Annotated in this window: 14 protein-coding genes; 9 read left to right on the plus strand and 5 right to left on the minus strand. The window is 49.3% G+C overall.

Annotated elements, in window-relative coordinates; all coding sequences use genetic code 11:
- Window positions 1-39: 39 nt before the first annotated feature.
- Together djlC and FQ015_RS21170 are read right to left on the minus strand one after the other, a co-directional pair.
- The gene (gene djlC, locus FQ015_RS21165; protein ID WP_039021083.1) at window positions 40-1,491 is read right to left on the minus strand and encodes a co-chaperone DjlC; all 1,452 of its coding nucleotides are present in this window, start codon (window positions 1,489-1,491) and stop codon (window positions 40-42) included.
- Complete coding sequence (locus FQ015_RS21170; RefSeq protein ID WP_039021082.1) at window positions 1,488-2,195, minus strand: DUF1266 domain-containing protein; 708 nt, start codon at window positions 2,193-2,195, stop codon at window positions 1,488-1,490. Before FQ015_RS21170 ends, djlC begins: the two co-directional genes overlap by 4 nt.
- 101 nt (window positions 2,196-2,296) lie before the next feature.
- On the opposite strand from FQ015_RS21170, the gene FQ015_RS21175 reads away from it, so the two are divergent.
- Entirely contained in the window at window positions 2,297-2,851 is a 555-nt protein-coding gene (locus FQ015_RS21175) for a tetratricopeptide repeat protein (protein ID WP_039021081.1), read from the plus strand.
- Between the two features lie 9 nt (window positions 2,852-2,860).
- Here the strand turns inward: FQ015_RS21175 and FQ015_RS21180 are convergent, their stop codons facing one another.
- Window positions 2,861-4,288 carry a J domain-containing protein gene (locus tag FQ015_RS21180; RefSeq protein ID WP_039021080.1) on the minus strand — a complete coding sequence of 476 codons (1,428 nt, stop codon included), beginning with the start codon at window positions 4,286-4,288 and terminating at the stop codon, window positions 2,861-2,863.
- Complete coding sequence (locus FQ015_RS21185) at window positions 4,285-4,992, minus strand: DUF1266 domain-containing protein (RefSeq protein ID WP_032302673.1); 708 nt, start codon at window positions 4,990-4,992, stop codon at window positions 4,285-4,287. The genes FQ015_RS21180 and FQ015_RS21185 overlap by 4 nt, the downstream gene beginning before the upstream one ends.
- Window positions 4,993-5,155: 163 nt before the next feature.
- Here FQ015_RS21185 and ybeQ point away from each other — a divergent pair, with 163 nt between their 5' ends.
- On the plus strand, window positions 5,156-6,133 hold the full coding sequence (gene ybeQ, locus FQ015_RS21190) for a Sel1 family TPR-like repeat protein YbeQ (RefSeq protein WP_039021079.1): 978 nt from the start codon (window positions 5,156-5,158) through the stop codon (window positions 6,131-6,133).
- Window positions 6,134-6,202: 69 nt separating this feature from the next.
- Here ybeQ and FQ015_RS21195 read toward each other — a convergent pair whose 3' ends face one another.
- The gene (locus FQ015_RS21195) at window positions 6,203-6,685 is read right to left on the minus strand and encodes a zinc ribbon-containing protein (protein WP_001044873.1); all 483 of its coding nucleotides are present in this window, start codon (window positions 6,683-6,685) and stop codon (window positions 6,203-6,205) included.
- 235 nt (window positions 6,686-6,920) lie between these two features.
- Here FQ015_RS21195 and leuS point away from each other — a divergent pair, with 235 nt between their 5' ends.
- From leuS to rlmH, 7 genes are all read left to right on the plus strand, one after another.
- Window positions 6,921-9,503 carry a leucine--tRNA ligase gene (leuS, locus tag FQ015_RS21200; RefSeq protein WP_001157890.1) on the plus strand — a complete coding sequence of 861 codons (2,583 nt, stop codon included), beginning with the start codon at window positions 6,921-6,923 and terminating at the stop codon, window positions 9,501-9,503.
- A gap of 14 nt (window positions 9,504-9,517) precedes the next feature.
- Entirely contained in the window at window positions 9,518-10,099 is a 582-nt protein-coding gene (gene lptE, locus FQ015_RS21205) for an LPS assembly lipoprotein LptE (protein ID WP_001269681.1), read from the plus strand.
- Window positions 10,099-11,130 (plus strand): DNA polymerase III subunit delta, encoded by a 1,032-nt coding sequence (gene holA, locus FQ015_RS21210; protein ID WP_160524470.1) that lies wholly within the window; start codon window positions 10,099-10,101, stop codon window positions 11,128-11,130. Before lptE ends, holA begins: the two co-directional genes overlap by 1 nt.
- Window position 11,131: 1 nt before the next feature.
- Entirely contained in the window at window positions 11,132-11,773 is a 642-nt protein-coding gene (gene nadD / locus FQ015_RS21215) for a nicotinate-nucleotide adenylyltransferase (RefSeq protein WP_000838883.1), read from the plus strand.
- A 23-nt stretch (window positions 11,774-11,796) separates the two neighbouring features.
- A complete protein-coding gene (locus FQ015_RS21220) occupies window positions 11,797-12,408 on the plus strand; it encodes an adenosylcobalamin/alpha-ribazole phosphatase (protein ID WP_039021078.1) in 612 nt (203 codons plus the stop codon).
- Window positions 12,409-12,667: 259 nt separating this feature from the next.
- Window positions 12,668-12,985: a ribosome silencing factor gene (gene rsfS, locus FQ015_RS21225; protein WP_001161664.1), complete on the plus strand. Its 318-nt coding sequence runs from the start codon at window positions 12,668-12,670 to the stop codon at window positions 12,983-12,985.
- 3 nt (window positions 12,986-12,988) lie between these two features.
- Window positions 12,989-13,456, plus strand: coding sequence for a 23S rRNA (pseudouridine(1915)-N(3))-methyltransferase RlmH (gene rlmH, locus FQ015_RS21230; protein ID WP_000776104.1), 468 nt, complete (start codon window positions 12,989-12,991; stop codon window positions 13,454-13,456).
- Window positions 13,457-13,485: the final 29 nt, after the last annotated feature.

A 13,485-nucleotide genomic window follows, 5' to 3' on the forward strand; every position in this document is an offset into this window, starting at 1 on the left:
GCATCCGACGTTGAAGGATAAGATGCGTTAGCCTCATATCTAACTGAACAACATCGCGATTTTACCGAGCGCGTAACCTATCACCAGCACCGTTAAGCTGATTTTGATAATGCTGGCAATGCTCTGTGGTTTTTCACTCTCATTATTCTTCTCTTCGTGTTCTTCAGGTGCTGGCTCGTCGATATCTTCTTCCACCGGCTCGAGCTTCACTTTCGTCAACAGCATGTGAGTAATAATGGCTTCTAACGGATGTGCTTCTCCTCGTTCCAGTCGCGCATTCAGGCGGGCCAGCATCTCTTGTTTCGGAAACGCTTCCAGCACAACCTGTTCCGCTACCCGATACAAATCCAGTAACGGTGAATCTTGTTCTGTCTCGCTACCGACTCTCGATTTCCACCATGCCCATGCTTTGCGCTTGAAGAATAACGACTCAATAAACGATTGACCTAACGGCGATAATTTTCCGCTATGTAAAATTTCCGCCCATAACAGCCGCGTCCGGGCGCTCTCACCAGGAACATATTTCAACGGTTGACCTTGCGCATCTATCATGCTTCGCGCTTCGATAACCATCACTAATAACGCGAAATAATCCGGGCAATGACGCTTGCTCCACTGCAACAACAAATTATCGGCTTGTGTAGATGGATAACTTTCCCAGTAACCACAGAGATCGGCAAGCATGCTTTCCCCCTCGCCGCAGTACAACCGTTGCGCACACTGGTAATATCGGGCATCTTCACTTTCTGGTTCTTCCGTTTGCCACTGTAGGGCAACAGGAATAAGTTCCGCCATACCTGTTTTCACCGAGCTGTACCAGCGCAACAGTTTGCGATGTAACTTGACATCATCAGGAATGAACCACGGACCTTCCATTGCCATAAACGCAGTGACATAGTCAGGATGGTAACGGCAGCAGCGTTCCAGCGCGAAGTAATACTCAACAGTCTGGTTCTGCAACGCGACGGGATATTCCAGAAGGCTAAGGAAATCGAAACAATCACCAGCCTGAATGGCCTCAAGAAAAGCCTCCCTTTCTTCCTCATCCATTCCTTCGCTGTCATTAAACGAATGCCAGTTCAAACGCTCTGCCAGCAAAGAAGCACAATTTAATGAAAGATATCGCGCTTCTATAGCGACTGCACACAGCGGCCAGCGTAATTGATCGACATCCTCCATGTTCCAGGTATTTAATTGCTGAATAAATTTCTGCCAGGCGGAGGGCTGAAAACGATCACTTTCAGAATCCAGTAATGCCCTGAATGCACGTAGTATTTCATGTTCAGCGGCGGCATCTTTTTCTTCATCATCTGCTTCCTCGACAGGATTTACCGCCAGTCGCAGCGCCTCTTCATAGGCCTGGCGTAATGCTTTAAACCCCTGCGGATCGGTTTCGGGATGACACAACGGTAAGCGAGCAAGATAAGCCTGGCGGATAATGTCTATTTGCGTCGTGCTTTCAATTTCGAGGATTTGCCAACATGTTTTCATAGGTCGCTCACATCCTTAAGCGTTACCGGGCATTCAGGCTGGACAGTTAATGGCTGCCAGGGAAGCGTGGCATAGAAACGGTCGCTTCCCGCTGCCAGCTCTTCGAACATCCGACTCCCGGCGCTATCGTATTTGTACAGGGTTAGCGCCTCGCGTAGCGAAGCGTTGTCTTCGCACTGAGAAGATTGCCAGTAGAGACGCCCTAACGAATAGGCGGAAAAATAGTGCATCCAGCTGTGATAGTAATGGTGTGCTCGTATATAGACGCGCGATTGCAGCCATAAACTCTCGTCTTCCGTCAGCCACTTGTTGAGCACACCAACCCGTGATAAAAAACCCATCCGCACATAATCCCAGGCTTTGATTCCCCCTTCCCCACAACACTTAGCGGTTTGGGCAACGAATTGGGTATAAATCAACCCTCTCTCCGAGCCGCCAGCAATTAATGCTTTCCACTCTTCAGGGGAAGAGCGATGCCATGTCAGATATAAGCCAGCTAAATCATTGGCATGACCATCATCGGTCATCTGATAAATAGTCTGAATTAAATCATCACGATTATTTATTCCCCAGGATGATGAGAGATCGAATTCTTTTATCCCGGTATACATTTTTGGCGAGTCATGCGCGGGCTTGCAACCCTGATTAAGTATTTCCATGGGCGTAGAAAGCGCAAAAAGAAGATATTGTTCTTCCTTATTCATTTGTTAATAATCCCTTAAGTGCATTAACTGACTACTTTTTTATTATTGATGAGTATAAACTTGATGCTTTCAAAATAAAAAGAAAATCGAAGCATTCACACATGAATAAAAAATTAATGTATATATTCGCAATATTTATAGTTGCAGCAATAACCTGTATTAGCCAACCCAAGAAAACGACGTTGCGTGATAAAGCCATGGCGAATTATGCCTTTGATTATTTAAGCTCACCGGGCAGTCTTCCATTCACCACGGCAGCCACGGAGCTTTCCGCGATTCATGGTCACTCAACGTCGCAATATCGCCTTGGAGAATTTTATCTTCATGGTAGCGACGGTAAACCACTGGATTATACACAGGCGAGATACTGGTATGAGCAATCAGCGGAACAGAAAAATCCACGCGCGCAAAGTAAACTGGGGTGGATCTACCTCAAAGGTCTGGGGGTCAAACCCGATACCCGTAAAGCAATTCTCTGGTATAAGGAAGCAGCTGAACAAGGGCATGTTCATGCACAATACACGTTGGGTTTGATCTACAGAAACGGCACGGGCATTAGCACCAACAATTATGAAGCTCGCAAATGGTTAGAACTGGCGGCAGAGCAACATTATAAAAATGCGGAAAGATTACTTGCAGAGCTTCCCGCACATTAACGTCGACTTTCACCCGAACAGATGAAGTATTTTCCCTATCAAACCGGCAAAGATAAAAATATAGAAAATAATTTTAATGATGCCCAGACAGCCCGGCCCACCATCGTCAACGGGCATTGGCTGCGGTTGCGGCTCCGGCTCGACGGTTTGCTTCTCGGTAAAATTTGCCGCCTGAATTAATAATCGACGAATCATTAATGCTTCCAGTGGACAACGATCTTCTGCATCAAGGCGGCTGACGATCGGCATTAATGATTCTTCTGTCGGTTGGCTAGCCTGAACTAATTGTTTAGCAACTAAATATAATGGCCATAAGGGATGTTCTGTATCACGCGTGAGTGAGATTCGCGGCTTACGCCCTTTGTGCAAAACCATCTCAACCAGAGAACGCCCCAGCGCAGAGAGTTTCTCATCGCTGAGTATTTCGTATAATTGAAAGCGCGTACGCGCACTGTCGCCAGGAACATAAAGTAACGGTTTCCCCTGATCGTTAACCAGTTCACGTGCTTCAATCATCATCACGACTAACGGGTAATAATCGACCCGATGCTGACGGCACCATTGCAACATTAAAGCATCCGCCTGGGTGGAGGGATACTCGCGCCAGTAGTCACAAAGTTCTGCCAGCAGGCTTTCGCCTTCTCCACAATAGACGCGTTGCGCGTATTCATAATAACGCGCATCTTCATTATCAGGTTCAGCTTCCCGCCACGACCGGGCGTAATCCAGAAGTTCGGGGATATCCAGACGGCTTGTGCTATACCAGCGGAGTAAATTTATGTGCAAATTTGCATCATCGGGGATAATTACCGCGCGATGTTGCGCTAAATACAATGTCAGCCATTCTGGATGCGATGACCAAATCCGAGCGAACATTTGGTAAAAATCAATGGTGTCATTTTGTACGGCAACGGGCAGATGCAGAATGGTCTGGAAGTTAAAAACATTCCCCTTCGCAATGGCATATAAAAAGGATTCCAGTTCTTCTTCGTCTATTTCCCCGACGTTTTCCTCCTGCAACCACCGCAATCTTTCTGCTAATAACACCACGCACTCGAAGGATAAATGGGCAGTGTTCATGGCTATTGTGCACAGCGACCAGCGTAATTCATCAATATCTTCCATCGAGCAATAATTTAATTGCTGAATGAATCGCTGCCAGGCAGAGGGCAGAAAACGTTCGCTATCAGAGGCGAGTAACGCACGAAAGGCGAGCAGAATTTCATGTTCTGCAACTTCATGTTCTTCTGGTTGCCAAACAGATTTAGCAGGCGACTGCGCAATCCGTAGCGCGTCCTCATACGCCTGACGAAGTTGTTTAAAACCCTGCGGATCGGTTTCTGGATGAAAGGACGGTAACAGCGCCAGATAAGCGCAGCGGATAATATCGACGTCAGTCGTTTCCTCTATTTCGAGAATCTTCCAGCAATTTTTCATAGATCGCTCATATCCTTAAGCGTTTCCGGGCATGCAGAATAGTAAGCCAATGGTTGCCAGGACAAGGTAGGGTAATACGCATCATCACTGGCAAATAATTGATAAAACATATCATTGCCGGAATCGTCGTATTCTTTACGCGCTAAAAATTCACGTAATAACTGAAGATTATCATCTTCGGGAGACTGCCAATATTGCCGACCAAAGGTATAACCGGCAAAATACTGCTGCCAGTTACTATAATAACGTAGCGCCCGTAGATGAATGCGCGACTGGATCCATAGACTTTCTTCTTCGCTCAACCAGTTATTAAGTACGCCCATTCGGCTTAAAAAACCCATCCGGACATAATCCCAGGCTTTAATTCCTCCCTCACCACAGCATTCGGCGGTGCTGGCGACAAATTGCGCATAAGCCTGACCTTGCTCATTTAGTTCAGCAAGATAGTCACGCCATTCACATGGAGAATAACGAAACCAGCGGTGATAAAAACCAGCCAACCGCGCAGCATGACCGTTATCGATCATTCGGTGAATTGTACGCAGCAGGTCATCACGGTCATCAATTCCCCATGAGGAAGAAAGGTCAAAAAAGCATGTACCTAAATACATTTTGGGGGATGAATGCGAAGGTAAACAGCATTCATTGCGTATTTCCATCGGAGTGGAAAGTGCAAACAATATTTTTTGCGACTCCATGTCCATATAATTTATCCTTAAACATTCATTTAATGAATGTAAACTACATTGCGAGACTCAGTTATTTATACTTTTCTGACGCAACATAATACGCATAAAATAAGGCTTACGCAAAAATGGAATACATAAAAATATAATATGTTTTATCTACAACCATAAGGAAATGATAATGATTTTTACGTCAAGTTGCTGCGATAATTTATCAATAGATGAGATTATCGAACGTGCTGAAAAAGGCGATTGCGAGGCTCAATATATTGTTGGGTTTTATTATAATCGCGATAGCGCAATTGACTCTCCGGACGACGAAAAGGCCTTTTACTGGCTGAAGCTGGCCGCTGAGCAAGGTCATTGTGAAGCACAATATTCCTTAGGGCAAAAGTATACCGAGGATAAAAGCCGTCATAAAGATAATGGGCAAGCCATCTTTTGGCTGAAAAAAGCTGCCCTACAAGGCCATACTTTCGCTTCCAACTCCCTTGGCTGGATACTGGATCGTGGAGAAGACCCCAACTATAAAGAAGCGGTTGTCTGGTATCAGATAGCCGCGGAGAGCGGAATGTCTTATGCGCAAAATAATCTTGGGTGGATGTACAGAAATGGCAAAGGAGTCGCACAAGACTATGCGCTGGCATTTTTCTGGTACAAACAAGCTGCATTGCAAGGCCATAGTTACGCACAAGACAATCTGGCCGATCTTTATGAAGACGGTAAAGGTGTTGCCCAAAACAAAGCTCTTGCCGCATTCTGGTATTTGAAAAGCGCACAGCAAGGTAATCGGCACGCTCAATTTCAAATTGCGTGGGATTATAACTCTGGCGAAGGGGTTGACCAGGACTATAAGCAAGCAATGTACTGGTATCTGAAGGCTGCCGCTCAGGAAAGCGTCGGCGCTTACGTTAACATCGGCTATATGTATAAACACGGTCAAGGCGTTGAGAAGGATTATCAGGCCGCCTTTGAATGGTTTACGAAAGCCGCTGAATGCGATAATGCCACTGCCTGGTATAACCTTGCCATTATGTATCATTACGGAGAAGGAAGACCTGTCGATCTCCGACAGGCTCTCGATCTGTATCGTAAAGTTCAGTCATCCGGTACCAGGGATGTCAGTCAAAAAATCCGTGAGATTGAAGATTTACTGTAGAGATAAAAACAAGGGCCGGGGAATTTTATTCGGCCCATATTCTCTTTATTGCTGTTTGAAATCGGACCATTAAGGCTCGAACGGGCGTCTCTGGAACTGATCATGACCACATTTCGGGCATAGCGTCAGCACTTCCGGTGTGTAGATTGGGAGATGGAAGTGACATTTCTCGCAGACCAGATTCCCCAGACCTACGACTTCCCCGCTGTGATAAACCCCGTGATGATTGAGATCCTGGAAAACTTCGCGCCACTCAAGTTGCGTTTTATCGGTAATGTCCGCCAGTTCCTGCCAGAGGCTTTCTTTAATCACCCGCATAAAGACGCTGTCAGATTCTTCTTTCAGGCTCTCTTCATAGCTCATGGCGAACTCTTCCAGGTCACGTCTGATAGCTCGCGTCAGCTCATCAACCTCGGTTCGCGTTAACTCCCCTGTTTTTATTACGCGCTCGCGCGCCTGTTCCACCAGTGCGTCGATATCACGTTCGCCATTACGCAGGCGTTCGCTCAGTGACGCGACCAGTTCACGGTAATATTGAGCAACCTTGTTCATCGTTTCATCTCCCGGGTCGTTAACTGACTATAATAATAGACGTTCTTTGTTCCTTGCTTTGCTATTACGCCCACAAACTCTGTAAATTAATGTATGAATAATCCGGGCATCATTTCAACGTCGAGTGCGCGAAAGGCTGTTTTGACGCGGACGTTTGGGCTATGCTATGCGGATCTGAAAAACCACCTCTAACGCTACTTTTGTAGCCGTAATGAAAACAGGACCACTGGCTGCCATGCAAGAGCAATACCGCCCGGAAGAGATAGAATCCAAAGTACAGCTTCATTGGGATGAGAAGCGCACATTTGAAGTAACAGAAGACGAGAGCAAAGAGAAGTATTACTGCCTGTCTATGCTTCCCTATCCTTCTGGTCGACTACACATGGGCCACGTACGTAACTACACCATCGGTGACGTGATCGCCCGTTACCAGCGCATGCTGGGCAAAAACGTTCTGCAGCCGATCGGCTGGGACGCGTTTGGTCTGCCTGCGGAAGGCGCAGCGGTGAAAAATAACACCGCGCCAGCACCGTGGACGTACGACAACATCGCGTACATGAAAAACCAGCTCAAAATGCTGGGCTTTGGTTATGACTGGAGCCGCGAGCTGGCAACCTGTACACCGGAATACTACCGTTGGGAACAGAAATTCTTCACCGAGCTGTATAAAAAAGGCCTGGTATATAAGAAGACTTCTGCGGTCAACTGGTGCCCGAACGACCAGACCGTACTGGCGAACGAACAGGTTATCGACGGCTGCTGCTGGCGCTGCGATACCAAAGTTGAGCGTAAAGAGATCCCGCAGTGGTTTATCAAAATCACCGCTTACGCTGACGAGCTGCTCAACGATCTGGATAAACTGGATCACTGGCCAGACACCGTTAAAACCATGCAGCGTAACTGGATCGGTCGTTCTGAAGGCGTGGAAATCACCTTCAACGTTAACGACTATGACAACACGCTGACTGTTTACACTACCCGCCCGGACACCTTTATGGGTTGTACCTACCTGGCGGTAGCGGCAGGTCATCCGCTGGCACAGAAAGCGGCGGAAAATAATCCTGAACTGGCCGCCTTTATTGACGAATGCCGTAACACCAAAGTTGCCGAAGCTGAAATGGCGACGATGGAGAAAAAAGGCGTCGATACTGGCTTTAAAGCGGTTCACCCATTAACGGGCGAAGAAATTCCGGTTTGGGCAGCAAACTTCGTATTGATGGAATACGGCACCGGCGCAGTCATGGCGGTTCCGGGTCACGACCAGCGCGACTACGAGTTTGCCTCTAAATACGGCCTGAACATCAAACCGGTTATCCTGGCAGCTGACGGCTCTGAGCCAGATCTTTCGCAGCAAGCCCTGACCGAAAAAGGCGTGCTGTTCAACTCTGGCGAGTTCAACGGCCTTGATCATGAAGCAGCCTTCAACGCCATTGCCGATAAACTGACTGCGATGGGTGTTGGCGAGCGTAAAGTGAACTATCGCCTGCGCGACTGGGGTGTTTCCCGTCAACGTTACTGGGGCGCGCCGATTCCGATGGTAACACTGGAAGACGGTACTGTTATGCCGACCCCGGACGACCAGCTGCCGGTGATCCTGCCGGAAGATGTGGTGATGGACGGCATTACCAGCCCGATAAAAGCTGATCCTGAGTGGGCAAAAACCACCGTTAACGGTATGCCAGCGCTGCGTGAAACCGATACTTTCGACACCTTTATGGAGTCCTCCTGGTACTATGCGCGCTACACTTGCCCTGAGTACAAAGAAGGTATGCTGGATTCCGAAGCGGCCAACTACTGGCTGCCGGTGGATATCTACATTGGTGGTATCGAACACGCCATTATGCACCTGCTCTACTTCCGCTTCTTCCACAAACTGATGCGTGATGCAGGCATGGTGAACTCTGACGAACCAGCAAAACAGTTGCTGTGTCAGGGTATGGTGCTGGCGGATGCCTTCTACTATGTTGGCGAAAACGGCGAGCGTAACTGGGTTTCCCCAGTTGATGCTATCGTTGAACGTGACGAGAAAGGCCGTATCGTGAAAGCGAAAGACGCGGCAGGCCATGAACTGGTTTATACCGGCATGAGCAAAATGTCCAAGTCGAAGAACAACGGTATCGACCCACAGGTGATGGTTGAACGTTACGGCGCGGACACCGTTCGTCTGTTTATGATGTTTGCTTCTCCGGCGGATATGACTCTCGAATGGCAGGAGTCTGGCGTGGAAGGGGCTAACCGCTTCCTGAAACGTGTCTGGAAACTGGTTTACGAGCACACTGCAAAAGGTGATGTTGCAGCACTGAATGTCGACGCGTTGACTGAAGATCAGAAAGCACTGCGTCGCGATGTTCATAAAACTATCGCTAAAGTGACCGATGATATCGGCCGTCGTCAGACCTTCAACACCGCGATTGCGGCAATTATGGAGCTGATGAACAAACTGGCGAAAGCACCGACCGATGGCGAGCAGGATCGCGCCCTGATGCAGGAAGCGCTGCTGGCGGTAGTCCGTATGCTTAACCCGTTCACCCCGCACATCTGCTTCACGCTGTGGCAGGAACTGAAAGGCGAAGGCGATATCGACAACGCGCCGTGGCCGGTTGCTGACGAAAAAGCGATGGTGGAAGACTCCACGCTGGTGGTGGTGCAGGTTAACGGTAAAGTCCGTGCCAAAATCACTGTTCCGGTGGACGCAACGGAAGAACAGGTTCGCGAACGTGCTGGCCAGGAACATCTGGTAGCAAAATATCTTGATGGCGTTACCGTGCGTAAAGTGATTTATGTACCGGGTAAACTCCTCAATCTGGTCGTTGGCTAAGCGCGGGAGGAAGCGTGCGATATCTGGCAACATTGTTGTTATCTCTGGCGGTGTTGATCACCGCCGGGTGTGGCTGGCATCTGCGTGATACTACGCAGGTTCCTTCCACTATGAAGGTCATGATCCTGGACTCTGGCGACCCGAACGGGCCGTTAAGTCGTGCGGTACGTAACCAGTTACGTCTGAACGGTGTCGAGTTGCTTAATAAAGAAACCACTCGTAAGGACGTTCCATCCCTGCGTTTGGGTAAAGTGAGCATCGCGAAAGATACCGCATCGGTATTCCGTAACGGTCAAACAGCAGAGTATCAGATGATCATGACGGTCAATGCGACCGTGTTGATCCCCGGCCGTGACATCTACCCGATTAGCGCCAAGGTCTTCCGTTCGTTCTTTGATAACCCGCAAATGGCGTTAGCGAAAGATAACGAACAAGACATGATCGTAAAAGAGATGTACGACCGTGCTGCCGAACAGCTGATTCGTAAGCTGCCAAGCATCCGTGCTGCGGATATTCGTTCCGATGAAGAACAGACGTCGACCACAACGGATACCCCGGCAACACCTGCACGCGTCTCCACCACGCTGGGTAACTGATGATTCGGTTGTACCCAGAACAACTCCGCGCGCAGCTCAATGAAGGGCTGCGCGCGGCGTATCTTTTACTTGGTAACGATCCTCTGTTATTGCAGAAAAGCCAGGACGCTATTCGTCAGGTCGCTGCGGCACAAGGATTCGAAGAACACCACACTTTTTCCATTGATCCCAACACTGACTGGAATGCGGTCTTTTCGTTATGCCAGGCCATGAGTCTGTTTGCCAGTCGACAAACGCTATTGCTGTTGTTACCAGAAAACGGACCGAATGCGGCGATCAATGAACAACTTCTCACACTCACTGGACTTCTGCATGACGACCTGCTGTTGATCGTCCGCGGTAATAAATTAAGCAAAGCGCAAGAAAATGCTGCCTGGTTTACTGCTCTTGCGAATCGCAGCGTGCAGGTGACCTGTCAGACGCCGGAGCAGGCTCAGCTTCCCCGCTGGGTTGCTGCGCGTGCAAAACAGCTCAACTTAGAACTGGATGACGCCGCAAATCAGGTGCTCTGCTACTGTTATGAAGGTAACCTGCTGGCACTGGCCCAGGCACTGGAGCGTTTATCGCTGCTCTGGCCGGACGGCAAACTGACATTACCGCGCGTTGAACAGGCGGTGAATGATGCCGCGCATTTCACCCCTTTTCATTGGGTTGATGCTTTGTTGATGGGAAAAAGTAAGCGCGCATTGCATATTCTTCAGCAACTGCGTCTGGAAGGCAGCGAGCCGGTTATTTTGTTGCGCACATTACAACGAGAACTGTTGTTACTGGTTAACCTGAAACGCCAGTCTGCCCATACGCCACTGCGTGCGTTGTTTGATAAACATCGCGTTTGGCAGAACCGCCGGGGCATGATGGGCGAGGCGCTAAACCGCTTAAGCCAGCCGCAGTTACGTCAGGCCGTGCAACTCCTGACACGAACGGAACTCACCCTCAAACAAGATTACGGTCAGTCAGTATGGGCAGAGCTGGAAGGATTATCTCTTCTGTTGTGCCATAAACCGCTGGCGGACGTATTTATCGACGGTTGATATGAAATCTTTACAGGCTCTGTTTGGTGGCACCTTTGATCCGGTGCACTATGGTCATCTTAAACCCGTGGAAACGCTGGCGAATTTGATTGGTCTGACGCGGGTCACAATCATCCCTAATAATGTTCCTCCGCATCGTCCCCAGCCGGAAGCGAACAGCGTACAGCGTAAACACATGCTTGAACTGGCGATTGCCGACAAGCCATTATTTACTCTTGATGAACGCGAGCTAAAGCGCAATGCCCCCTCTTACACTGCGCAAACACTGAAAGAGTGGCGGCATGAACAAGGGCCGGACGTGCCGCTGGCGTTTATTATAGGTCAGGATTCACTGCTGACCTTTCCGACCTGGTACGAATACGAAACGATACTCGACAATGCACATTTGATCGTCTGTCGGCGTCCAGGTTACCCACTTGAAATGGCGCAACCGCAATACCAGCAATGGCTGGAAGATCATTTGACACATAACCCGGAAGATCTCCATCTTCAGCCTGCCGGTAAAATTTATCTGGCTGAAACGCCGTGGTTTAACATCTCGGCGACCATCATCCGCGAACGTTTGCAAAACGGTGAATCGTGTGAGGATTTATTGCCGGAACCGGTACTGACTTACATTAACCAACAAGGCTTGTATCGCTGATACCTGTCGTTACGGAGGGCATGATGCGACTGTGGTTAATTCGTCATGGCGAAACGCAAGCGAATATCGATGGTCTGTACAGCGGTCATGCTCCCACACCCCTGACTGCGCGCGGTATTGAGCAAGCGCAAAATCTGCATACGCTGCTACATGGTGTTTCCTTTGACCTGGTTTTATGCAGTGAACTGGAACGGGCACAGCATACCGCGCGACTGGTTCTCAGTGATCGCCAGCTCCCCGTGCAAATCATCCCTGAACTCAACGAAATGTTTTTTGGCGACTGGGAGATGCGACATCATCGCGACCTCATGCAAGAAGATGCCGAAAACTATAGCGCGTGGTGCAATGACTGGCAGCATGCTATCCCCACGAACGGTGAAGGATTTCAGGCATTTTCACAACGTGTGGAACGGTTTATCGCAAGGCTTAGTGAATTTCAGCACTATCAGAATATTTTAGTCGTCAGCCATCAGGGTGTACTGAGTCTGTTAATCGCTCGTTTAATTGGCATGCCTGCCGAGGCTATGTGGCATTTTCGCGTTGACCAGGGGTGTTGGAGCGCCATTGATATCAACCAAAAATTCGCGACGCTACGCGTCCTCAATAGCCGTGCCATCGGGGTCGAGAATACATGACTTTTCTGTTTTTTTACGGGTAAGCCGCAACGACCATTGACAGCCCCGGGCAGGCTGATATTCTCCGCAGCCAGACTTTTTTCGCCAGACACGACTTTGTAGAAATTGTTTTACAAAAATGGCGATGCAATCTGCGGCGCGGGGTGGGATGATAGCCCACTTTCGAAAGCCGATTCGGCGACAATTGTCCCGAAATCGCCTCTGGTTCAGGTATACTGACAGACCATTTTTATCTATTTGATTCACCCAGGGGGAAAACTTGCAGGGTAAAGCACTCCAGGATTTTGTTATCGACAAAATTGATGACCTCAAAGGTCAGGACATCATCGCCTTAGACGTTCAAGGCAAATCCAGCATCACCGACTGCATGATCATCTGTACGGGTACGTCCAGCCGTCATGTTATGTCCATTGCTGACCACGTTGTGCAGGAGTCTCGCGCAGCGGGCCTGTTGCCGCTCGGCGTAGAAGGTGAAAACAGTGCCGACTGGATTGTCGTGGATTTGGGCGATGTGATTGTCCATGTCATGCAGGAAGAGAGCCGTCGCCTGTATGAACTGGAAAAACTCTGGAGTTAATGCGTGAAGCTGCAACTTGTCGCCGTGGGAACGAAAATGCCGGACTGGGTACAAACCGGTTTTACCGAGTACCTGCGTCGTTTTCCGAAAGATATGCCCTTCGAGCTGATTGAAATTCCGGCCGGAAAACGCGGCAAGAATGCGGACATCAAGCGCATACTCGACAAAGAGGGTGAGCAGATGCTGGCAGCCGCAGGCAAAAACCGCATTGTCACCCTCGATATTCCAGGCAAGCCCTGGGATACGCCGCAGTTAGCCGCTGAGCTGGAACGCTGGAAACTGGATGGTCGCGACGTCAGTCTGCTGATTGGCGGGCCTGAAGGGTTGTCGCCTGCCTGCAAAGCGGCGGCGGAACAAAGCTGGTCGCTGTCGGCGCTTACCCTTCCCCATCCGCTGGTTCGCGTGCTGGTCGCAGAGAGTCTGTACCGGGCGTGGAGCATCACCACCAACCATCCTTATCACCGTGAGTGATAAGGGAGCTTTGAGTAGAAAACGCAGCG

It is taken from the genome of Escherichia sp. HH26CH, assembly GCF_009820205.1.
GTDB lineage: Bacteria > Pseudomonadota > Gammaproteobacteria > Enterobacterales > Enterobacteriaceae > Escherichia > Escherichia coli_F.